This window comes from Cyanobium sp. NIVA-CYA 375 (genome assembly GCF_056108345.1).
The window spans coordinates 1-589 of the sequence record NZ_JBSYHW010000390.1; the positions used below are offsets into that span (position 1 = coordinate 1).

Sequence of the window (589 nt, forward strand, 5' to 3'; positions counted from 1 at the left end):
CAGTGGCCCGCGCCGGGCAGGCCGTGGCCTTCGTGGGCGGCGGCAGCACCGGCCGCCAGCAAGCACAGGGAGGTGAGGGTGGTCTTCATCCTTGTGGCCTCATGCAATCGGTTGGTGCACGGTCACCAACTTGGTGCCGTCGGGGAAGGTGGCTTCGACCTGGATCTCGGTGACGATCTCCGCCACGCCATCCATCACGTCGGATCGGCCGAGCACCTGCTTGCCTTCGCTCATCAGCTGCGCCACGGTCTTGCCGTCGCGGGCGCCCTCCAGGATGGCGGCGGTGATGAAGGCGATGCTCTCGGGCACGTTGAGCTTCAGCCCGCGCGCCTTCCGGCGCTCCGCCAGCAGCGCGGCCGTGAAGATCAGCAGCTTGTCCTTTTCACGCGGAGTCAGGTCCAAAGTCGCTTCGCTCCTGGGTTTGCGCGTGCGGCCGCAAAGGCCGGCCGAGCAGGTGGGGTCAGGTCCATGGCGGTGCGGTGAGCACAAGTGGTGCCAGCATCGTAACGCCGCGCCTTCCGGAGTCTGGCCCGGCTCCTGCAAGGGCAGGGGGCCCATGGATACCCCCGCCACCACCCCTGTCGCCGCC

Annotated in this window: 1 protein-coding gene; it reads right to left on the reverse strand. The window is 68.6% G+C overall.

Annotated elements, in window-relative coordinates; genetic code table 11:
- Positions 1 to 99: 99 nt before the first annotated feature.
- Complete coding sequence (locus AC01FP_RS18745; RefSeq protein ID WP_474482423.1) at positions 100 to 402, reverse strand: urease subunit gamma; 303 nt, start codon at positions 400 to 402, stop codon at positions 100 to 102.
- Positions 403 to 589: the final 187 nt, after the last annotated feature.